Genomic DNA, 20,409 nt, shown 5'->3' on the forward strand with positions numbered 1-20,409 from the left:
CTTAACTCCTATCTTAACCCTATCTAGTGTAGTTAGGTGCTTCTTTAGTTATCGTAATATCGTGTGGATGACTTTCGCGCATACCTGCAGCGGTTATCTGTACAAATTGTGCTTCCTGCAAGGCTTCGATATTGGCCGCTCCACAATAGCCCATACTTGCTCGTAAACCACCAATATATTGGTACATTACCTCCGCAAGAGTACCTTTAAATGGTACACGACCAACAATACCCTCAGGAACTAGTTTTTTAATATCATCCTCTACATCCTGGAAATAGCGGTCCTTGGAACCTTGTTCCATTGCTTCAATTGACCCCATTCCACGATATGATTTAAATTTACGTCCTTCGTAAATGATGGTTTCACCTGGCGACTCTTCTACTCCTGCAAATAGAGAACCTGCCATTACGGTGCTGGCACCCGAAGCAATTGCTTTTGCAATATCGCCGGTATGTTTAATTCCGCCATCTGCAATAACAGGTACTCCAGTCCCTTTTAAAGCTTTGGCGCATTCGTAAACAGCATACAATTGAGGTACGCCAACGCCGGCAATAATTCTGGTAGTACAGATAGATCCCGGACCAATACCTACCTTAACGGCATCTGCACCGGCATCTGCTAAAAATTTCGCAGCTGCACCAGTTGCAATATTACCAACAATAACCTGTAAATCAGGATATTTTGCTTTCACTTCTTTCAATTTATCTACTACTCCTTTGGTGTGTCCGTGGGCAGTATCGATCGTAATTACGTCAACGCCAGCATGTACCAAAGCATCAACACGTTGCAACGTATCAGCAGTTACCCCTACTGCAGCACCTACCCTTAAACGGCCATGTTCATCTTTACAGGCTACCGGATAATTTTTAACTTTAGAAATATCTTTAAAAGTAATTAAACCACTTAAGTAACCGTCTTTACTCACAACGGGAAGTTTCTCGATTTTATGGTTCTGAAGAATCTCTTCTGCCTGAACCAAAGTAGTTCCTTCTGGTGCAATAATCAAATTGTTTTTAGTCATCACCTCAGAAATCGGTCTCTTCATATCCTTTTGGAAACGCAAATCCCTGTTCGTTATAATGCCAACCAGTTTATTATCGCTGCTTACAACCGGAATACCACCAATTTTGTGCTCTTTCATAATCTTGAAAGCATCAGCAACCACAGCTGTTTCCAATAACGTTACCGGATCTTTGATCATCCCACTTTCTGAACGTTTCACCTTACGTACTTCAGCAGCCTGTCTGTCTATCGTCATGTTTTTATGTAACATACCAATACCACCATTTTGCGCAATGGCAATGGCCAGCTCGGCTTCAGTTACGGTATCCATTGCAGCAGAAATCAATGGAACATTAAGTTTGATTTTTTTGGTTAAAAAAGTGGCAGTATTTACTTCACGTGGCAGAATTTCAGAATATGCGGGTACCAATAGTACATCATCATACGTTAAACCTGTAGCAATAAACTTTGTGGAATCGAGTTGCATAGCAAATAAATTAGGATTTATTATTTGCCAGGCAAAGATACGAAAATTGAGTGAAAATAAAAGTATAAAGTTAAAAGCGCTTAAATATTGAGCTCTTCTGACAATTGCGATTACACCGTATGAGCAGGTTTGAGAAAATTGGGTTATAGTTATACTATACCTATTATTTAAATTTGATCAGGCTTGTATCTATCCAGAGAAAATACAGTGAGTGTGTAAATTTTTTAAAAAAGATTTTCCAGGCCGATAAACAAAAAGCTATTTTGACTAAAACTTTATAGATTAGCGTATGATTACTGAAAACGAATATTTTGATGGCAACGTTAAATTGTTAGGCTATGAAACCACTGAAGGAAAATCGACCATTGGTGTGATTAATCCGGGAGAATATCGGTTTGGTACGGCTCAAAAAGAAATTATGCACGTAATAGAAGGCCAATTGGAGGTGCTTTTACCTGATACTGCCGAATGGATAAGCATTAGTGCAGGTAACTTTTTCGAAGTGCCAGCCAATGCTTCTTTTAACATAAAAGCGGCTGTGCAAGCTGCTTACTTGTGCCAGTATAGGCAGATTTAGGTTAGGATCGTCATCTCGACTGGAACGTGGTGAAATGCCCGCCTGTGCGGGCGGGCAGAGATCTATCTCGGAAGATTTCCCGACTTCATTGCATTCCGCTCGAAATGACGGATTCTAGAGAACAATTGAAATTTACTTCCTCCCGATCACTACTTCCGTAAAATTTTCTGTAGTGAGGTATTTATTGGCCAATGCCAATAACTCTGCCGAGGTAATGGTCTTCACTTTTTCGATGTATTTAGTATAATAATCGTAATTCAGTCCCGAAAAATAAATATTTTTAAATTTATCGGCATGTGAAAAAACATTTTCCAAACTGCCTAACATCGATCCCAGCATGTAGTTCCTCACCAGGTCCAGCTCTTCTGCTCCTACCGGTTCATTTTTCAATATCTCGATCTCTTTATAAATTTCAGTCAGTGCTGCAGAACATACATCAGCACCAACTTCGGTAGCAATGAAAAGATAACCCGCCTGCTGCAATGATGAAATACCGGAACCGATTCCGTAAGTATAACCTTTATCTTCGCGGATGTTGTTCATTAAACGTGAACCAAAATATCCACCCAAAATTGTATTTAGAACCTGGAGGCCACAAAAATCCTCATGTTTGCGGTTTATAGCCAATTGTCCTATTCTAATGGCCGATTGTAATGCATCCGGCTTTTCGGTATAAATCACTTTTTTTTCAGTGACATTAAAACTGAAACTATTCTTTACCGCAATACTTTTTTCCCAATCGCGGCCAAAAAAATCATTTAAAAGATTAAATGCCTCATCATTAAACTTACCTGATATGACTATCGTGCAATTATTCGGAGCGTAAGCAGCTTTAAAATAATCAAGCAGATCTTCACGCTTCAAGGCATCATAATGCTCAGCCTGAATATTTACGCCATATGCGGTGTCGCCAAATAAAGCATGGGCAAATTCCTTTCTAGATAGGATATCGTTTTTCTTCAGGTTGACCTGTAACTTTTGTTTCTGATTCTGAACATAAATATCAAGTTCCTGTTGCGGAAACTGGCTTTCTGATAAAACATCTTTTACAATCGGCAATACAGAATGCAAATGTTTATTTAAAGTATACAAGGTAACCGAAGATTGATCCTGCACATATTCTGTTTGAAAAAATGCACCATAAAAATCAATTTGTTCGGCTATCTCCTTGGCTGATAATTTATTTGTTCCATTATTGATTAATGCACTTACTGCAATAGCCTGTAATGGTTTATCGAGTTTCCAGTTTACGTTATCAAAAATAAATTCAATTCGTACCAGATCCTGTTCACCAGAATAAATGGTATAAACGGGCACACCATTATCCAATACTTTTTTTTCTGGCTGGATAAAGTTTATCGTAGATACCTGTTTAAAATCAGGTGCCTGTTGTCTGTTAAGCATTTTCTTCAGTTAAGTAATATAAAGTAGATGATGATTTTTGGTTAAAAGTTTCGTTGGATATCCTTCTGATATCTTCTGCCCCTACTTTTAAAAACTCCTCGGTTTCATGGTTTAATATAGCAGCATCGCCCAATAGCTCGTAGTAAGCCAGGTTCATTGCTTTATCCAGTAGACTCATTTCAGAAAAAACAAGTACTGACTCTACCTTGTTCTTCACTTTAGTTAACTCAGTTTCAGAAACCAGTTCGGTTTTTAACTTTTCAAGCTCGGCCCAGATGGCCTTTTCTGCCGTTTCGATGGTTACACCTTCTACCAATTTGCCTTCAACAATAAATAAACCCGGATCCAAACTACTTGAAATGTAAGCATTGATATCGCTAAAAAGTTGTTTTTCTTTTAACAGGCTGTTATACAAACGCGATGACTGTCCGCGTGATAAAATGTCTGACAACAAATCAAAGGCGTAATAATCCTGACTTAATCGTCCCGGCATTTTAAAAGCCATGTAAATTGCATTTAAAGGCACATTAGCCTTAACTGTTTCTTTTCTGGCTTCGGTTTGCGGATCCTCTTGAATTAAATTCCGTTTGTATCTCTCACCTGCAGGAATTGGTTCGAACCATTTTTCGGCCAGTTTTTTCACATCGGCGGTTTTTACATTTCCGCCAACAACCAAAATTGCATTTTGTGGCGTATAATGTTTCTTAAAAAATGATTTTACATCATCCATCGTTGCATTTTCAATGTGCGAAAGTTCTTTACCTATTGTAGCCCAACGATAAGAATGCTTTTGATAAGCCAACGGGCGTAACTTTAACCATACATCACCATAAGGCTGATTAAGATAACGCTGTTTAAACTCCTCACTTACCACATTACGCTGGGTATCTAAGCTTTTTTCGGAGAAAGCCAGGCTCAACATCCGATCGCTCTCCAGCCAAAAAGCAGTTTCAATATTTTCTGCCGGTAGTGTGATATAATAATTGGTAATGTCGTTACTTGTAAAAGCGTTATTTTCTCCCCCTACCCGTTGCAAAGGTTCGTCGTAGCTGGGAATGTTCACCGATCCACCGAACATCAGGTGTTCAAACAGGTGCGCGAAACCCGTTTTTTCAGGATCCTCATCCCGGGCACCAACATCATATAAAATATTTAAAACGGCCATTGGAGTTGTCGCATCCTCATGCACCAAAACTTTTAAGCCATTGGACAGTGTAAAACGATTAAAATCTACCATAAGTGACAAATATAAACGAATTGTTGAATTGCTAAATTGTTTAATTAATTAATCTGACAACCTGATCATTATTTTTAATCTTCAAAAAAAATAATTCAAAACAGCTCATGTAATTTCTTTATTACATCTAATTATATATTTTTATAAAAAATTAAACAAATAATATGCTCACCTATACCGTGATATCGCTAGTTTTAGTGGCGACAAGTCTTTTTTTACTCAATTTTAGAAGAGATAGCCAATGGCGTAAAAACAATAACGATACCTTCAGTTTCATCATCTCACTAATTTCTACCTTTACAGGATTATTTATTGCCCTATCTGTAAATACTTTTTTAGATAACATCGATAAAAAGAATAACCTGATTAAGCTATTAAACACTACCAATTTAGCTATCGAAAATTGCCAGATGAAAACCAAAGGAATGTATTTAAATACATCAAATGCCGGATTGAATTTGACAGAAACACTTAAAAAAACACCTGTTGAACTGCCTAAGTTATATCCACAACTTGCAACAAATAATTTGGTTAATGATTACTTTACACCAAATGCTTTTCAAGCTTATATTGTGTGTATAGATAATATGGAAACTTTTGTTAAAAATCTTGGCAATGCCGAACAGAACAACAATGGAACGAAAATTGAGATTCTTAACCAGTATTTAAAATATTTAGAATTTGCTAAAAGCATTAATAATTTAGAGATCGAACGACTTGGTGGAAATATTACAGAAGAACAGGAAACCACTTCTTTAAAAAAAATAGTTGACCAATTTACTACTTCGAAATGAAAAATATAATTATAATCTGTCTATTATCTTTAGGTTTAAGTGCTTGCAACACAGCCACGAAAAAGGAAGAAAAAATTGATTTTACTAAATCTTATGAAACTGCGGCACTTGCACTAACTGATGCCCAATTGAATTATGATGCAGCAGTAGCAAGTAAGGATACGGCAAGAATAGCAGCTGCAAAACTCCAGTTAGAAACCGCCAAAACGAATTATTTAAACAGCAAAACCTATTATACTGCTAACGGGGGTATTGTAAAAGCAGAGGATGATCAATTGCTTGCCAAAGCAAATACTTCTTTGGGCAAACCAGCTAAGGATACAACCACTGTGGCCGCTGCAGCCGAGAAGTTTATAGATAGTACTAAAGTTAATGCTGATAAGAAGGTAAAACAGGTTATAGGCGCTATTGCAACTGGTGAAAATAAGGTTAAACAGGTTTCAGATGCAGTTGCTGTTGGTCAAACTACTGTTAAAAACAATGTGGTAAAAGCTAATGAAGGCTTAAAAAAGGTTAACGACAGCACTAAAAAACGTTTAGATGAAATAAAAAAGCAGGGAAATGATTTGCTAAACCTATTTAAACGTAAGGCTGATACGACTAAAAATAATTAACGCTGCGCTGTTTTTTTATAAAACTGTGATTATAGTGATGCTTATTTCAAGTATTTTTGCCTTATGAATACAGCCGATTTACTGCAGCGGGCATTACATTTTGATTTTTTAACGCAAGAAGAAGGGGTATACCTCTACCATCATGCCGATACTGCATCATTGATGTTTGTAGCCAATGAGCTAAGAAAAATTCAAGTGCCTAGTGGCAAAGTAACCTGGCAGATCGACCGTAATGTAAATACCACCAATGTTTGTATTGCAAACTGTAAATTTTGTAATTTCTTCCGCAGGCCCGGCCATGAGGAAATTTATATTACCGACATTGAAACCTACAAGGTTAAAATTGAAGAAACTTTCCGTCTAGGCGGCGATCAACTCCTCTTGCAAGGTGGCCACCATCCTGATTTGGGCCTCGCTTTTTATGCGGATCTATTCAAAAAATTAAAAGAATTATATCCCGATCTAAAACTTCATGCCTTAGGCCCACCAGAAATCGCTCACGTAGCCAAACTGGAAGGCTTGAGCCATACCGACGTATTGAAAACACTCAAAGAGGCCGGAATGGATTCTTTGCCTGGTGCCGGTGCTGAAATATTAAATGATCGGGTGAGGCGTTTAATCTCTAAAGGTAAATGCGGCGGACAGGAATGGCTTGATGTAATGCGTGCCTGTCACCAATTAGATATCACTACTTCCGCAACCATGATGTTCGGCCATGTAGAAACCATTGAAGAGCGTTTTGAGCATTTGGTTTGGATCCGTCAGGTACAGAGCGAAAAACCAGCAGATGCAAACGGATTTCTGGCCTTTATTCCATGGCCTTTCCAGGACGATGGTACTTTATTAAAAAGACTCCGAGGAATTAGCAACACCGTAACTGCAGACGAATATATCCGTATGATTGCCTTGAGCCGCATCATGTTGCCAAACATCAAAAACATCCAGGCCAGCTGGTTAACCGTTGGAAAAACGACTGCCCAATTGTGTTTGCATGCAGGTGCAAATGATTTCGGGTCCATCATGATTGAAGAAAACGTAGTATCAGCAGCTGGTGCACCACACCGTTTTACAGCCAATGGTATTCAACAATCCATTAAAGCTGCTGGTTTCGAGCCACAGTTACGCGGACAAAAATACAATTACAGGGATTTACCAGAGCATTTAGAAGAGCAGGTGATTACTTACTAAAAATGTAAGAGGTAAGATGGAGAATGGCTGATGAAAAATAGCAATGCCGGTTATTGATAATTAATGTCAACCAGAATTCTATCATTATTGGTTAAAAATAGTGATTTAAAGCTGATTGATTTCGCTCTATTCGTCATGCTGATTCAATAGTGATCGGATTTACTTTACAAGTAGCGCTATCGTTTTCAATTGCCTTATAGCTACTGCGTAGTCAGCATCTATTTAGCTTGAACGACCCTGAAATCAATTCAGGATGACGACTCTGGATGAAATATCTTACAGGAGCCATTTAAAACCAGATTTTTAATCCAACACAGGTTAGTAACCGATTAGTTGGAGTAAATTTCTAATTGCATCATCTTCAAATAGGGCAAAACAGGTCGATTTTTATCAATCTTAAAATCTTATAATCCTTAATATACTGATAAAACAAAGGGAAGTAAAACCAAAGTTCTACCTCCCTACCTTAAACGAAACATTACCTAATCAATAATGTCAATATTTTGGTGTACTATGATAATTTTTTACCTGGCTGTAAAAACAGGTTGGCAATGGTTACCACGCTTGCCTTATCTAAAGGCTCATCGAAACTTTCTACAGCAGCTGCTTTGGTAATACCTGAAAAACCGCCAATACCCACAATGTTTGCTCCTGCCTGTACGGTTAAATCTTCACCTGCATAAACAGCATCAACAGCAGCTACACCAGAATCGTTTGCCTGACCGGAAGCACCAAGACTAACCCAAGGCTTATAAACGGCAGAACCAGCGGCAGTACGCATTTGACGGATATGCGAAGCATGACGTGCTTCAACAGAGTGGATCTGAAGTGCGGTTTGCAATACACCTGGAGCAGCCATTAAATTCGCTGCCTGGCCTTTATATGCCCTAACACCAGTATCTTCAAAACCTTGTGCTACAGCTAAAAAGATGTTATAATCAGAGTATACAGTAGAAAATGCACCACCTGCCCTAAAATCGGTATCAGCGTAGGCAATTGGTGTACGTGCTGAACTTCCCAAAGCGCCTACCAATAAATCTACGTGTGCCTTTTCATGATCACGAATGGTTGTGATGGCAGCTTGACTGGCCGCATTAGGAAATGCAAATGTAACATCGGTTACACTGTTGTTAGTAGTACCATCTTGATTTTTCTTTGTTATACCAACAATAGTGTGGTTGTAAAAATGATATTCTAAATATTCCAACGCCAACGCGAAGTTTAATACGTCAGCAACACCTGATGGTAAAGTAGACTGTCCATATGCTTTTTGAAACATTGAACCCAAAGCCAGCGGCATTGCAGCTAAAGAGATTTTTTTACCGATGTTGAAAAAGCTTTTCATGGCAGCTCTTCTCGGGTTTAAACGCTCATAAACCTCACCGTCAACTTTTTCAATTTCTTCTAATATATTTACGATATTCATGATTTCTAGTTTAAAGTTTTAAAGATTGATTACATTAATTTTGGTTTTGATATATTTAGAAGCTACAGCCAAAACTTTATCTGGTGTTAAAGCTGCATCCAGCCCCCCTGAATTATTAGCGCCCAATGAAGCCAGGCTATTAAGATCTGCAAACGATCCGTTCGAGATGATATCACGAACATAAGCAGCGTGACGGGCTTCAACTGAAACAATTTTACCTGCTAACAATAAGTAAGCGCCAGTTTTTAGTCTTGAACCAGCGCCATTGTAGGCAGCAACACCTAAATCTTCAAAAGCCATCGCTGTAGCTAAAACGCTTGCTTCGCTGGTAAAATCAATTGAAGAAAAATCAACCTCTAAACTTCCAATTGCAGCTGTACCTAAAGCAGCTTTAAAAAACTCTCTATGTGCTATCTCATGAAACTGGATATCCTGGAAATACGCTTTTTTTGCAGCAGCATTTGTTCCTGTAAATTGAGTATTGCTGTTAGCAACCTTAATATAAAATGCGGCTTCTAATTGCTCTAAAGCATAAGCATAATTTAATACCCCGAAATCATCTTTGAAATCTAGTGTTGCACCATTCATTGTTGGGTTATCATAACCGCGGTCTTTGCTACAACCCGCAGCAACTAAAGCGATACCTGCAGCACCAGCACCTGCATACTGCAGAAAAGATCTTCTGCCCACAGTTTTGTCAAACAAACTTTTCTCCTGAAGCTCGCTTTTTGTTTCTAGTTCATTGTTTTTCATAGTCATCTATGTTTTAGTGGTTTTGAATACGTTTGATGATACATACGTGACAATTTGTATACTGGTTTTTTTGATTTGCATTTTTTTTTGTAAGACCATTTTAATACATTCACCAACTATAGCTATGACTACATTAAAGGCCATTATTGTTGATGATGAGGAGTTTGCACGATCGTCATTATTTTTTTTATTACAGCAGAATTGCCAACAGGTAGAAATTACCGGTATTGCAAGATCTGTAGCCGAGGCAAAAGATATTTTAGGTCATCATCCTATTGATCTGATCTTTTTGGATATTGCGATGCCCGGAGGAAATGGCTTCGAATTGATTCCTGATGCGCAAAAACACCATGCCGCCGTCATATTTACTACAGCCTACGATCAATATGCATTAAAGGCAATAAAAGCAAATGCACTTGATTATCTGTTAAAACCAATTGATATCGATGAACTCAAAGTAGCAGTAGACAAAGTTTCGCAGCACATCAAATTATTTAAAAGCCAGAACGAAAATGATGAAAGAATCAATAATCTGGCTTCCAGTTTAAGCTCTCGATCTGAAATCAGGAAACTTACGCTTCCTTATGGTCAGGGTTTTAAAATGATCGATATTGATGATATTATCTATATTGAAGCTGATAGTAATTATTCTATTGTACATTTAAGCAACCGCGAAAAAATTACCGTTTCTAAAGTTTTAAGGGAGTTCGAAGAATTATTACCAACGGATCAGTTTGTCAGGATTCACAAATCAAGTATCATTAACCTTAACCATTTAAAGGAATATAATTCTAAAAATGGACTACAGGTGTTCCTGAAAAACGGAGAAAGCATTAATATTTCCAGAAGAAGGGCAAGCGATTTTTTTGAAAAAATAAAGTTATTTACCAAAGCAAACAGTGACCATTAAACAGCATATTAAAATAAAACCATTGGCTCAAAAGGCTATTATGAAGCTAAGTTTCAGCAGTTTTTTTATTGCTTTTTTGTTTTTGACCCTGAGTTTTATTGCACCTCAAAAACTTTTTTCGCAAACTACTTATCTCCCCCATTATAATAGCAAAAACGGGCTTGCCAGCAATAACTGTTATTACATTTTACAAGATAAAAAGGGTTTTATTTGGATTGCCACGGATAATGGATTAAGCCGTTTTGATGGCACCAATTTTCAGAATTTTACCATAGAAGATGGTCTGCCCGACACGCAGATCCTCCAGATGAAAGAAGATAAACATGGCCGGCTATGGTTTTTTGCACTGAACGGTCAGCTGAGCTACTTAAAAGAAGGAAAGTTTTATAACCAGAGTAATGATGAACTCCTTAAAAAGCTCAACTTCAATACCGTAATTGTTTCCTTTTTAATCGATCAATCAGGCCGGATCTGGCTAGGAACAAATGCCAACCTAATTGTTTGCTGGGATGGAAAAACCATTAAAAGATATATTTCGCCAAATCAAAAGGATAAATTTATCAATGCTTTTATCCATGAAGATGAGCGAGGTAATATCTTCGCATATAGCGATTTAAGCTTGCAACAATTTAATGGAAAAACCTTTTCCATGATTAAATCAAAGGTGCAGCCCCTTTCCTACATGACAGCTTCAAATAGCGGCAACAGATCTTTATTTTACCTGGATAGTGGCGGATTAAAACAGTACAGGCACGGAAGCGTCAATGATCTTATTCCCATTCCGCAAAACCTCATCAAAAACATGTCGGGATATTTTTATTACGACGTTAGCAGCAAGGAGGTTTGGCTGTCAAACGCCAATGGAGCTTTTGCTCTCGATAAAAGTGGCAAAACAGTACAATATCTGCAGGATATTTCGGTTAACCAGGTTATCAAAGACAATAGTCAGAACATGTGGTTTGCCACCAATCAGGGCATTTACATGCTGCCTAATGCTAACAACCGGCTATCAATTATTGATGCAGAATCTGGCCTGAGCAGCAATGTGATCAAAAGCATCACCAAAGACGGGAAAAACCGATTGTGGTTAGGTACCGATGATGCGGTAATCGATGTGCTAACCATCAATAATTATCAGGTTGATGAAATTGGGCTAGACGATTTTAAAAAGTATAAAACCATCAAACAGATTACATTCGATCCACAAGATCAATCTATATATTTCGCATCCGATTATGGAATGGGTGTTTTCAAAAATATCTACGACAGCAGTAATGATGTTAGTTATCTAAAGGAATCTAATAACTCGATGTTCGTGATCAAACACTTCAGCATTGCCGAAAATAACGATCACCTTGCCCTGGCCCTATCATCTGGTGTTGTTTTTTTATCAGACAGAAGAAATAAATTTGAGTTTAACGCTGCAAAATACCGCGAAAAAGAAGATTTTTTTAAAGATAGATCATACCATGTTTTCTATGATCGAGAAGGCAATTTATGGTTTTCAAACGTTAACGGACTTTCTCAATTTTCGAAAGGGAAACTGGTTAAGCATTATGAAAATCATCCCCTGCTGACCAAAAGGATCAATGATATACAACAGCTTGCTGATGGCACATTGATTCTCGCTACTGATGGATATGGGTTAATTTTTTATAGAAATAACCAGATCACCCGGCAGATTACCCAAAAAGAGGGCTTAACGAATAACATCTGCACCAAAGTCTTCATCAAAAACAACGAAATATGGGTATTAACCAATAAAGGTGTTAACAAAATAGCCAACTATCCAAATAAGCTTAATGTAGCCAATTTTGACTATGGAAAAGACCTTTTAAGCGATGATATTAACAGTTTGTATATTGATGACAGCACGGCTTACTTCGCCACAAACAAAGGCTTGATTTTATTTAAATACAACAATAAAAATATTGTTAAAAACCTTCCTAAGGTATATGTCACATCTATCATTAAAGATAACGAACGTTTACCTGTTGACCAGGACAATTTTACTTTTGAAACAGGTAACAATACCATACTTTTTACCTTTAGTGCTGTAGATTTTACCACCAGTGATATTACCTACCGTTACCGCTTAAATGAAAATTCGCCCTGGATAGAAACACGTACAAGGCGTTTGGATTTTTCATCACTACAATCAGGCGATTATGTGTTTGAAGTAAGTGCAAAAAGCCAAAACGGTAATTGGGGTGAATCTGCAAAAATTGCCTTTACCATAAGAGGTCACTTTTGGCAAAGCCTATGGTTTTTATCCATTTTAATATTGCTTGTGGCTTATATTTTTTACAAGGTAGCTGTTTACATTACCCGTAAGCAAAAAGACAAGGAACAAGCGCAACTGTTATTAAAAAACAAAGTGCTCATGTTAGAACAACAGGCGCTTCAGGCCATGATGAACCCCCATTTTGTGTTTAATGTAATGAACTCCATCCAACATTATATTAATACGCAGAATACGGCCTCGGCTAATAAGGTTCTAACTGGCTTTGCCAGATTGATCAGGAAAAATTTGGAAATTTGTACCAAAAGTTATATCTCACTGGAAGAAGAACTAGAATACCTAAATCTCTATCTGAAACTGGAAAAGAACCGTTTTGGTGATAAATTATCCTATATTTTTAATGTGGATGAAGATATCGACAAAGAAGAAACCTTTATCCCATCCATGTTGTTGCAACCTTATGTAGAAAATGCAATATGGCATGGCATTATGCCCAAGGAAACTGGTGGCAAAATCCTGATCAATATTAAACTTATGGATGAATTTTATCTCAACATCGAAATTATTGACGATGGGATCGGTATAGACAACTCTTTAAAGGATAAAAAGGAAACGCATATCAGCAAAGGTATGCAGCTAACCAAAGAAAGATTACATCTTTTAGGTCAGATTGGAGCAAAACCAATACACTTAAATGTAAGGCAAAATGCTACAAATGGTACAACAGTATCTATATCCATACCTTTAAAATAGATAATTTACCGTTTACTCAATTATTAATACCACTCACTAAATAGAATCTTGATCGAACCCTGTTTAGCCTTAAACTTGTGTTAGAAATAAACGATAGTGTTTATCAAAGACGTTCTTATAGAATTGATATAGATATTTAATAACCTAACCTAAAACTATATCTTAATTCAGGTTTCATTTGTGTGTTGAAAGCGGTCTTGTTTTTTAAAAGCGAGACCGCTTTTTTTATGTCAAAAATTTTATTTTTGTGTATGCCCAACCATAATATTACCAGGCACATTGAAGCCCTTATATTTTCTTCCAGTCAAAGTATCGGTACACAAGAAATCATACTTGCCCTAAATGCAGTTTTCAATGAGGAATTTACCGAGACACAGGTGTTTGAAAGTATAAAGAAAATTAAGGAAAAATATAGCCAGGATGATTTAGCTATCGAATTGGTATTTTTAAACAATGGCTATCAATTTTTAACCAAAAAAGATTATCATGAAACGGTAAATCAACTGCAGTTACATCGCTCGAAGAAAAAATTAAGTCAGGCTGCGATGGAAACCCTGGCGATTATTGCCTATCGCCAGCCCATAACCAAGTTGGAAATTGAACAGATCAGAGGCGTAAATTCTGATTATTCAGTACAACGCCTACTAGAAAAAGAGCTGATCAGTATCGATGGAAAGGCGGAAACTCCGGGCCGACCTATTCTTTACAGCACCAGCACTTTGTTTATGGATTACTTTGGTTTAAATAGCTTAAAGCAGCTTCCACAGTTAAAGGATATCGTTAAAGAGCAAAATTCTGTAGGAGAAAATATAGCGTAAATAAATTAATTTATTTATTCACAGGTTGTTATTAAAAAAAGTTTTTTTGTATTTTTAAACTATAAAAGCAATTTTTATTTTTGTGTTATGACAGCGCCAAAGAAACTCCCAACTAAACCGACTGCCAAGAAACAGGTAGACGAAGATGATGATTTTGAAGATGACGATATTGAAACAACAAAAAAGAAGCCTCAAGATGATGACGATGATGATTTTGACATGCCGTTAGATGATCTTGACAACTTCGATAATTTTGACGACGACGACGACGATTATTAATAGTTAAAAAACATATATTTGAAAAAGCATCCGCCCGCTTGGTAGGATGCTTTTTAATTTTAAAATATGCCCATGCAAGTGATATCCGTTAGCAATTCATCATTAAAAAAAGATTTCCTAAATACTCCAAAACTTTTATATAAAAACGATAAAAACTGGATCTGTCCCCTGGATAGCGAAGTTGAAAATGTTTTCAATCCTGAAAAGAATACTTTTTTTTACACACGGAAAATGTACACGTTGGATATTAAGGGATGATGCAGGAAAGCTGATTGGCCGTGTAGCAGCTTTTGTAAACGAGAAAAAAAGCATACCATTATGACCAACCGACAGGCGGTATGGGTTTTTTTTGAATGTATTGATGATGAAAAGGCTGCCTTTCTTTTATTCGATACGGCTAAAAACTGGTTAGCCGAAAACGGTATGAAAGCGATGGACGGTCCGATTAATTTTGGTGAAAACGATAGTTTCTGGGGCTTATTGGTTGAAGGCTTCACCCCTCCTTCATTCGGCATGAACTATAACTTTCCATATTATCAGAAATTTTTCAAGAAATATGGTTTTGTTACCGAGTATGAGCAGTTAACCAATCATATTAATCTTACCATACCCTTTCCGGAACGTTTTACAAAAATTGCCAATTGGGTAAGAAATAAACCAGGCTACACTTTCGAATATTTCAGTAAAGCCAATTCCAGCAAATACATTAACGATTTGATGGAAATTTACAACGATGGCTGGCAGAATTTCGAAAACTTTGTTCCTATTAAAAGGGAAACCCTCGAAGAGAGTTTTAAAAGTATGGAGCCCATTATGGATGAACATCTGATTCAGTTTGCTTACTTTAATGGCGAACCGGCATCTTTTGTTGTATTAATTCCTGATGCAAACCAAATGATAAAAGGTTTTAATGGAAAACTGGGTTTAATTGAAAAATTAAAGTTTGCATACCGCCGCTGGGTGGGCGTTACCCGCATGAGGGCGATTGTGATGGGCACTAAACCTAAATTTCAAAAACATGGTTTAGAATCGGTACTTTTTATCCGCTTAGGCGAATATGTATTACCTAAAAACCAATACAAAGAGCTCGAATTAAGTTGGGTAGGTGATTTTAACGAGCAGATGATTGCGATACATAAAGCTACAGGTGCAACCTTTGGCAAAAAGCATTTAACCATGCGGAAGATATTTTAAACTTAACAGATTCAACACCTGCCAAGGTTCGTGTGTCCACGAGCCGTTTCTTTTTTTACTGGTTCACTGAAATACTGGTTACATGGTGGATTTTTCTGCTGAGGGATGGTCTATTGCATGAGAAAAAATAGGATTAACAGATTAATTTTGTTTAGATAATATTCCTTGAGAGATCGTCATTCTCAACTTGAGTGGGAAACACAGCGTGCTCATGAATACATATGAAACAAGGAAGTTTTATGAATAATCTTGTACAAACACTTTAAGATGCCCACGTGGGCGGGAATGACAATTCGATTAATGGATTCTGTTCCATGGCATCGTATTCGGAGTATCGTGAAGTTTGCTAGCTTTACCGCATCGCATTCTACTTGCTGAGGTTCGTGTCTCCACGAACCTTTTTCTTTTGTTTACAGATTCTCAAAAAACGCTATGATGGAGAGGAATGGCCATTTTAGCGCCGTAAAACCTCTTATTAAATGCGTCACTGATTTAATCCTCGCTGCAAACAAGGACTATATTATTAGAGAATATTTTATGTATTTTTATACTTCGGCAAATTAATCAGCAGTACACTGCCTAAAATTATGACTAATCCAATCACTTGTGTTAAGCCAATCACTTCATTAGTAAATGTTAAACTCAACAATACCGCAACAACGGGATTAACATAAGCATAGGTACTCACCTGTGTAGCCGGACGTACTTTAAGCAACCACACATAAGCACTAAATGCGGCAATGGAACCAAAGAAGATCAGGTAAAAAATAGATAGCCAGGCGTCAAGCGGTATACTTGCCCAATTAAGCAATTTAAATTCAGATTTTAAAAATCCTCCGGGTAAAAAAGCCAAACTGGCCATCAACATCTGCCAGCCGGTATTAGCGGAAACGGAACTATCATTAGTAGGATGATATTTTGAATAAAGTGATCCTCCGGCCCATGCTATCGGTCCGAAAACAAGCAATACCATACCTACAATCTGCAGGTCACTCTGGGGTTTGTCAAGTGCCTGTACAATCTGATCGCCAAATAAAAGCACTACGCCCAAAAAGCCAATAACCAGTCCTGAAACGATGTATCTATTACTTAGGTTTTCTTTCCAATGCGATTTATCTAAAATAACAAACCATATGGCTGCAGAAGCCACCATAATAGCCACTAAACCGCTTGGAATAAACTGCTCTACCCAAATTACGATTCCATTACCCAAACCCAACATTAAAATGCCGCTTATCGTAGCAATCTTGATGGTTTTAAGATTGAAAATGTCTTCTCCTTTGAGCTTGCACCAGGTTAACATCAGCATGCCTGCAATAGAAAAACGGAATGCACCTAAAATGAAAGGTGGAAAACCAGCCAGGGCTTTTTGAATAAAAAAATAGGTTGAGCCCCAAACTATATATACGATAGCAAAAGCCAGGTAAACCATTACCGGAGAAGCTTTTTTATTTAATTCTGTCATCTCCTTATTTTCCGGGAATTACTAATTTTTGTTGCTCTTTCACAGTTTCCAGTACTATCGTGGTTTTAACCGATAAAATATTGGGTACCTTGCTAAATTCATCGCGCAACAAAGCCATTAATGATGCGGAATCGGTGGTTCTTACTTTAACCAGAAAACAATCATCACCTGCGATTACATGTACTTCCTGCACATCAGGAATTTTTGCCAATTCGTTTGCGGTATCATTACAACTGAAGCTTTGCGAAGATTTCATGGAGATAAAAGCTAACAGTTTTAAGTCAACTGCAACAGGATTTACCTGGGCATTGTAACCGGTAATAACGTTCTTTTTTTCGAGCTTCTTTACACGCTCCAGCACTGCTGACGGAACAAGATCCAATGCCTTCGCTAAATCTACATTCGAGATCCGGGCATTATCCTGCATCAATTTGAGTATAGCCAGATCAATATGATCCAAACTAAAGTTATTTTCGATTACCATTCATTCAAGCTTTAAATATTCAGAATAAAAATCATAATAATTTAAATAAAAATGAATTTTATTCTATTTAATAACTTTATTATGATAATTAGTCGGTTAAACAAACAATGCACAGAATTTTACATTCCAAGTTTATCATATAGATCAATCACCTTTTTCCGGAGTTTATTAATTTCTTCATCCTTTTCGATCAACTCTTTTTTAAGCGCAATGAGTTCTTTCGAGGTGTCTGATTCTGATACTGCTGATTGCCCGGTAATTAATTGTATTACAGGAACCTTAAACGTTTTGGAAATCTGGAGTAAACGGGAGATATTGATGTCGGTTTGTCCGGTTTCTATTTTACAGAAAGCCGGCGTAGAGATATTTAATTTTTTAGCAGCATCAGCCTGGCTTAACCCCAGGGACAATCTAGTTTGTTTGATATGATCTCCAATGCTTTTCATCCTTTTTTAGATTTGAGATATTAGACTTGAGATCTGAGACTGAATCCTTCTCAAATCTCACATCTAATATCTTATGTCTATTTCTTTAAAGCAGCCGCCAGTTCAGGCAGATCGAACCCTGCATAGTTGCCAGAACTCATCATTAATAAATTGGCATCTTTATAATTTAAGCTTAACAAATAACCTTTAAGCTTTGCTGCATCATTAAAAAACTTCAGTTTTGGATTGGCAAAAGCCTGTTGCACATCATCTTCAGAAAAAGGCTCCATGCGTTTTTGTTCGAAAGATTTAATATCGATAAACACAATGGCCTCGTCAGCTTTATCCATCGCACCTGTATATTCTTTCAGAAAATCCTTGTTCAAACTACTAAAAGTATGTAATTCGATACAAGCTACTAATTTACGGTTGGTATATTGAGCTTTAACAGCATCTATAGTAGCTTTTAGTTTTGATGGTGAGTGTGCAAAATCCTTGTAAACATTGATTGACTCATCAGAAGAAATAACCTCTAAACGTTTAGCAGCACCAGTAAATGATGCGATAGCTTTATCAAAATCGGTTTCACTGATGGCTAATTGTTTACAAACCAATTTGGCCGCATTCAGGTTCATCAGGTTATGATCACCAAAGATCTTTAATGCCGTTTCTTCAGGAAGCAGGTAAGTTGTACCATTTCTGATTTCGTGTTCAGGGATAGCATAACCAATTTTTGTAACATCAGCTTTTGAATTCAATACAATTTCATTCAGATCTGCATCGGCCTCACAGTAAATCAATGTACCTTTTGTTTCTATCGTATCAATAAACTTATCAAACTGCAGGGTATAATCGGCATAGGTTGGAAAAACATTGATATGATCCCAGGCAATGCCGCTGATTACTGCCACATTTGCTTTATAAAGATGAAATTTTGGTCTTCTATCGATTGGTGAAGATAGATATTCATCCCCCTCAATAATCATAACAGGCGCTTCTTCGGTAACCTTTACCATGGTTTCGAAACCAGCCAGTTGTGCACCAACCAGGTAATCGAAATCGCGTTTATAATAATTTAGCACATGTAAAATCATGCTGGTAATTGTTGTTTTACCATGACTGCCACCAATTACTACACGCAGTTTATTTTTGCTCTGCTCGTAAATATATTCAGGATAAGAATAGATTTTAACACCTAGTTCCTGTGCTTTCAACAATTCCGGATTATCGATACGGGCATGCATGCCCAAAATTACCGCATCCAGATCATTTGAAATGCGATTTTCATCCCAACCCATTTCAGCCGGCAATAAACCATATTTTTCCAAACGTGATTTTGCTGGTTCAAAAATCACATCATCGGAACCTGAAATTTGATAACCTTTTTTTATGTAAGGCAATGGCCAGGTTGTGCATCGCACTCCCACCGATTGCGATAAAATGTATACGCATATTTTTTTTATTTTAAAGGAGATTTTAGATGTGAGAGGCTAGATTTGAGATATAGGATTTGAGAGAAGAAATATGAGATATGGAAACAAAACTACTTCATAAACCTATCCCTAAACCTTACCTAAGCCTCCACCCTAAACCTTCAACCTTATACCTTAAGCCTTCAACCTCATACCTTAAGCCTGCTACCTTTTCTCAAACTGTGCTGCTACCCAATCGCCATTCTGTTTATGATCAACGTATTTTATTCCGTATTTCGCGCATTCAGCGGTAATCATTCCTAAATCAGGATCTAAATAAAAACCGCTGAAGAAAATTTTTCCTTCGTTTTTTAACACCTCCGCATAACGGTGGATCTGATCTAAAAGGATATTCCTATTAATATTGGCAAAAATAACGTCATACTCATCATCAGGAATAACTTCTTTACTACCGCAAAGAGCCTGTAAATGAGCTACATGATTAAGCGCGGCATTTTCTATCGTACTCTCGTAACAGATATCATCATAATCAATAGCCATTAAACTTTTAGCGCCTAGCTTTGCCGCCAGAATAGCTAAAATTCCGGTTCCGCAGCCCATATCCAGGATGTTTTTATCTTTTAAATCAGCAGCCAAAATATACTGCATCATCATGGTGGTGGTTTGATGGTGACCTGTGCCGAAAGCCATTTTAGGATCGATCACAATCTCATAAGGATATGATGGTTGTGGCTCGTGAAAGGTTGCCCTTACATAACACACATCGTCAATAATCAGCGGACTAAAATTCTTTTCCCATTCGGCATTCCAGTTTTCGTCAGCAACATCTTCCAAACTATAACCTGTTGCAAATTCTTCGCTATAACTTTCCAATAGATCTTTTAACCTTTGCTCGTTAAAATTATCCTTGATGATGAAAGCTGT

At 37.3% G+C, this 20,409-nt stretch carries 18 protein-coding genes and 1 pseudogene; 9 read left to right on the forward strand and 10 right to left on the reverse strand.

Annotation, left to right across the window (positions count from 1 at the left end):
- Positions 1–19 precede the first annotated feature (19 nt).
- Positions 20–1,489 (reverse strand): IMP dehydrogenase, encoded by a 1,470-nt coding sequence (gene guaB, locus PGN18_RS20645; protein ID WP_335321469.1) that lies wholly within the window; start codon positions 1,487–1,489, stop codon positions 20–22.
- A gap of 289 nt (positions 1,490–1,778) precedes the next feature.
- On the opposite strand from guaB, the gene ppnP reads away from it, so the two are divergent.
- Positions 1,779–2,066: a pyrimidine/purine nucleoside phosphorylase gene (gene ppnP, locus PGN18_RS20650; RefSeq protein ID WP_335321470.1), complete on the forward strand. Its 288-nt coding sequence runs from the start codon at positions 1,779–1,781 to the stop codon at positions 2,064–2,066.
- 132 nt (positions 2,067–2,198) lie between these two features.
- On the opposite strand, the gene PGN18_RS20655 is transcribed toward ppnP, so the two are convergent.
- Both PGN18_RS20655 and PGN18_RS20660 read right to left on the reverse strand, forming a co-directional pair.
- Positions 2,199–3,470, reverse strand: coding sequence for a M16 family metallopeptidase (locus PGN18_RS20655; RefSeq protein ID WP_335321471.1), 1,272 nt, complete (start codon positions 3,468–3,470; stop codon positions 2,199–2,201).
- Entirely contained in the window at positions 3,463–4,707 is a 1,245-nt protein-coding gene (locus PGN18_RS20660) for a M16 family metallopeptidase (RefSeq protein WP_335321472.1), read from the reverse strand. Before PGN18_RS20660 ends, PGN18_RS20655 begins: the two co-directional genes overlap by 8 nt.
- Positions 4,708–4,871: 164 nt before the next feature.
- Between PGN18_RS20660 and PGN18_RS20665 the strand changes: the two genes are divergently transcribed.
- The 3 genes from PGN18_RS20665 (at position 4,872) to PGN18_RS20675 (ending at position 7,303) form a co-directional block, all read left to right on the forward strand.
- Positions 4,872–5,501, forward strand: a complete 630-nt coding sequence (locus tag PGN18_RS20665; protein ID WP_335321473.1) for a hypothetical protein — start codon at positions 4,872–4,874, stop codon at positions 5,499–5,501.
- Entirely contained in the window at positions 5,498–6,115 is a 618-nt protein-coding gene (locus PGN18_RS20670) for a hypothetical protein (RefSeq protein ID WP_335321474.1), read from the forward strand. The genes PGN18_RS20665 and PGN18_RS20670 overlap by 4 nt, the downstream gene beginning before the upstream one ends.
- Positions 6,116–6,178: 63 nt before the next feature.
- The gene (locus tag PGN18_RS20675; RefSeq protein WP_335321475.1) at positions 6,179–7,303 is read left to right on the forward strand and encodes a CofH family radical SAM protein; all 1,125 of its coding nucleotides are present in this window, start codon (positions 6,179–6,181) and stop codon (positions 7,301–7,303) included.
- A 511-nt stretch (positions 7,304–7,814) separates the two neighbouring features.
- Here the strand turns inward: PGN18_RS20675 and PGN18_RS20680 are convergent.
- Both PGN18_RS20680 and PGN18_RS20685 read right to left on the reverse strand, forming a co-directional pair.
- Positions 7,815–8,729 carry a ferritin-like domain-containing protein gene (locus PGN18_RS20680; protein ID WP_335321476.1) on the reverse strand — a complete coding sequence of 305 codons (915 nt, stop codon included), beginning with the start codon at positions 8,727–8,729 and terminating at the stop codon, positions 7,815–7,817.
- An 18-nt stretch (positions 8,730–8,747) separates the two neighbouring features.
- A complete protein-coding gene (locus PGN18_RS20685) occupies positions 8,748–9,482 on the reverse strand; it encodes a ferritin-like domain-containing protein (protein WP_335321477.1) in 735 nt (244 codons plus the stop codon).
- Between the two features lie 124 nt (positions 9,483–9,606).
- Between PGN18_RS20685 and PGN18_RS20690 the strand changes: the two genes are divergently transcribed.
- From PGN18_RS20690 to PGN18_RS20710, 5 genes are all read left to right on the forward strand, one after another.
- Positions 9,607–10,392, forward strand: a complete 786-nt coding sequence (locus PGN18_RS20690; RefSeq protein WP_335321478.1) for a LytR/AlgR family response regulator transcription factor — start codon at positions 9,607–9,609, stop codon at positions 10,390–10,392.
- Entirely contained in the window at positions 10,382–13,387 is a 3,006-nt protein-coding gene (locus PGN18_RS20695; protein WP_335321479.1) for a ligand-binding sensor domain-containing protein, read from the forward strand. The genes PGN18_RS20690 and PGN18_RS20695 overlap by 11 nt, the downstream gene beginning before the upstream one ends.
- Positions 13,388–13,638: 251 nt before the next feature.
- Positions 13,639–14,205, forward strand: coding sequence for an SMC-Scp complex subunit ScpB (gene scpB, locus PGN18_RS20700; RefSeq protein WP_335321480.1), 567 nt, complete (start codon positions 13,639–13,641; stop codon positions 14,203–14,205).
- A gap of 87 nt (positions 14,206–14,292) precedes the next feature.
- Positions 14,293–14,484: a hypothetical protein gene (locus tag PGN18_RS20705; protein ID WP_335321481.1), complete on the forward strand. Its 192-nt coding sequence runs from the start codon at positions 14,293–14,295 to the stop codon at positions 14,482–14,484.
- 318 nt (positions 14,485–14,802) lie between these two features.
- Positions 14,803–15,678 (forward strand): GNAT family N-acetyltransferase, encoded by an 876-nt coding sequence (locus tag PGN18_RS20710; RefSeq protein WP_335321482.1) that lies wholly within the window; start codon positions 14,803–14,805, stop codon positions 15,676–15,678.
- Positions 15,679–16,213: 535 nt separating this feature from the next.
- Here PGN18_RS20710 and PGN18_RS20715 read toward each other — a convergent pair.
- The 5 genes and pseudogenes from PGN18_RS20715 to prmA form a co-directional block, all read right to left on the reverse strand.
- Positions 16,214–17,143 (reverse strand): EamA family transporter, encoded by a 930-nt coding sequence (locus PGN18_RS20715; protein ID WP_335321483.1) that lies wholly within the window; start codon positions 17,141–17,143, stop codon positions 16,214–16,216.
- 4 nt (positions 17,144–17,147) lie between these two features.
- Positions 17,148–17,627, reverse strand: coding sequence for an Lrp/AsnC family transcriptional regulator (locus PGN18_RS20720; protein WP_335321484.1), 480 nt, complete (start codon positions 17,625–17,627; stop codon positions 17,148–17,150).
- Positions 17,628–17,746: 119 nt separating this feature from the next.
- Positions 17,747–18,073, reverse strand: a complete 327-nt coding sequence (locus tag PGN18_RS20725) for a helix-turn-helix domain-containing protein (protein ID WP_335321485.1) — start codon at positions 18,071–18,073, stop codon at positions 17,747–17,749.
- Between the two features lie 77 nt (positions 18,074–18,150).
- Positions 18,151–19,504 (reverse strand): annotated as a pseudogene (locus PGN18_RS20730) (UDP-N-acetylmuramate--L-alanine ligase).
- A 185-nt stretch (positions 19,505–19,689) separates the two neighbouring features.
- Positions 19,690–20,409 (reverse strand): 50S ribosomal protein L11 methyltransferase (gene prmA / locus PGN18_RS20735; protein ID WP_335321486.1); only part of this gene is annotated, 720 nt, incomplete at its 5' end.

It is taken from the genome of Pedobacter terrae, from assembly GCF_036946585.1.
Taxonomy (GTDB): Bacteria; Bacteroidota; Bacteroidia; order Sphingobacteriales; family Sphingobacteriaceae; genus Pedobacter; species Pedobacter terrae_C.

Coding starts and splice junctions, on each gene's coding strand:
- guaB (WP_335321469.1), bottom strand. CDS start 1,489: ATGCAACTCGATTCCACAAAGTTTATTGCTACAGGTTTAACGTATGAT.
- ppnP (WP_335321470.1), top strand. CDS start 1,779: ATGATTACTGAAAACGAATATTTTGATGGCAACGTTAAATTGTTAGGC.
- PGN18_RS20655 (WP_335321471.1), bottom strand. CDS start 3,470: ATGCTTAACAGACAACAGGCACCTGATTTTAAACAGGTATCTACGATA.
- PGN18_RS20660 (WP_335321472.1), bottom strand. CDS start 4,707: ATGGTAGATTTTAATCGTTTTACACTGTCCAATGGCTTAAAAGTTTTG.
- PGN18_RS20665 (WP_335321473.1), top strand. CDS start 4,872: ATGCTCACCTATACCGTGATATCGCTAGTTTTAGTGGCGACAAGTCTT.
- PGN18_RS20670 (WP_335321474.1), top strand. CDS start 5,498: ATGAAAAATATAATTATAATCTGTCTATTATCTTTAGGTTTAAGTGCT.
- PGN18_RS20675 (WP_335321475.1), top strand. CDS start 6,179: ATGAATACAGCCGATTTACTGCAGCGGGCATTACATTTTGATTTTTTA.
- PGN18_RS20680 (WP_335321476.1), bottom strand. CDS start 8,729: ATGAATATCGTAAATATATTAGAAGAAATTGAAAAAGTTGACGGTGAG.
- PGN18_RS20685 (WP_335321477.1), bottom strand. CDS start 9,482: ATGAAAAACAATGAACTAGAAACAAAAAGCGAGCTTCAGGAGAAAAGT.
- PGN18_RS20690 (WP_335321478.1), top strand. CDS start 9,607: ATGACTACATTAAAGGCCATTATTGTTGATGATGAGGAGTTTGCACGA.
- scpB (WP_335321480.1), top strand. CDS start 13,639: ATGCCCAACCATAATATTACCAGGCACATTGAAGCCCTTATATTTTCT.
- PGN18_RS20705 (WP_335321481.1), top strand. CDS start 14,293: ATGACAGCGCCAAAGAAACTCCCAACTAAACCGACTGCCAAGAAACAG.
- PGN18_RS20710 (WP_335321482.1), top strand. CDS start 14,803: ATGACCAACCGACAGGCGGTATGGGTTTTTTTTGAATGTATTGATGAT.
- PGN18_RS20715 (WP_335321483.1), bottom strand. CDS start 17,143: ATGACAGAATTAAATAAAAAAGCTTCTCCGGTAATGGTTTACCTGGCT.
- PGN18_RS20720 (WP_335321484.1), bottom strand. CDS start 17,627: ATGGTAATCGAAAATAACTTTAGTTTGGATCATATTGATCTGGCTATA.
- PGN18_RS20725 (WP_335321485.1), bottom strand. CDS start 18,073: ATGAAAAGCATTGGAGATCATATCAAACAAACTAGATTGTCCCTGGGG.